The organism is Youngiibacter fragilis 232.1, assembly GCF_000495435.3.
Classification (GTDB): domain Bacteria; phylum Bacillota; class Clostridia; order Clostridiales; family Clostridiaceae; genus Youngiibacter; species Youngiibacter fragilis.
In genome coordinates this window covers 1-818 of the sequence record NZ_AXUN02000240.1, presented here as the reverse complement: position 1 = coordinate 818, position 818 = coordinate 1, and the positions used below count along the sequence as shown (strand labels likewise).

Below are 818 nucleotides of genomic sequence, written 5' to 3'. Positions count from 1 at the left end.
TTAAAACAGCGAAGCGCCAAACATAATAATAACAAATGTCAGGTCAAGAAAAGACTTCAGTCAGAGGAACAGATAAGTTTTCCAGGGCTTTAGACACTGCAGTTTCATGAGTTCATAAGAGTTGGAGTTCGGAGACTCGTGACTTCAGTCATGAGAGGAGAACTCCATTACACCCCTTTCGTTCGATTAATATTGTACTCTGTCTTTTCAACAGTTTAATTTCCTTGAAGCTTGCACTCCTGTGAACAACCGAGCCATCCAGTTTTCGCAGATCAAAGTAACCAGATGTCCTTCTTCCGAAAATGAAGCATTCCTCGTCCATGTATCGCACATGGTCAAACAGGCGGAATCCCTTGACTTCGTAAGCGGACTGATTCAGCTTTTTCCTTCCGCCCTTCAGGAAGTTCGCCTTGTGTATCTGGCGGTTGTGCTTCCTCTTGAATGCCTGGTTGTATATCTCATCGATCCTTTTGGCATTAAGGTTTCCGCTGATGCAGTAAGCGTCAGCGCTATGGGCCTTTTCAATGTTATTCCTTATGCGGCTGTTCTTTGTGATGTATCCAAAGGTCATGGAAACCTCTGGATACAGTTCCTTAAGACTGTTGTATACATACCATCTCATGATGCCCATGAAGCTTGCATGACGGTACGACTTGTTTGGAGTAAGCTTCAGCTGTATCCTTCCTTCATGATAGCCCTTATGGCATGTCTCGCATAAGGTTACCAGGTTGCCGGGAGAGTCTCCTCCGGTCTTCCGGCTTTCCTTATGGTGAACATTCAATACTCTGTCCTTTGACTTGCCATGGCAGTGCTGACAT

General features: G+C 45.0%; 1 protein-coding gene. It reads right to left on the bottom strand.

Annotation, left to right across the window (positions count from 1 at the left end; genetic code table 11):
- Positions 1–148: 148 nt before the first annotated feature.
- Positions 149–818, bottom strand: a 670-nt coding sequence (locus T472_RS19040; protein WP_023863806.1) for an HNH endonuclease, incomplete at its 5' end; no start/stop codon positions are given.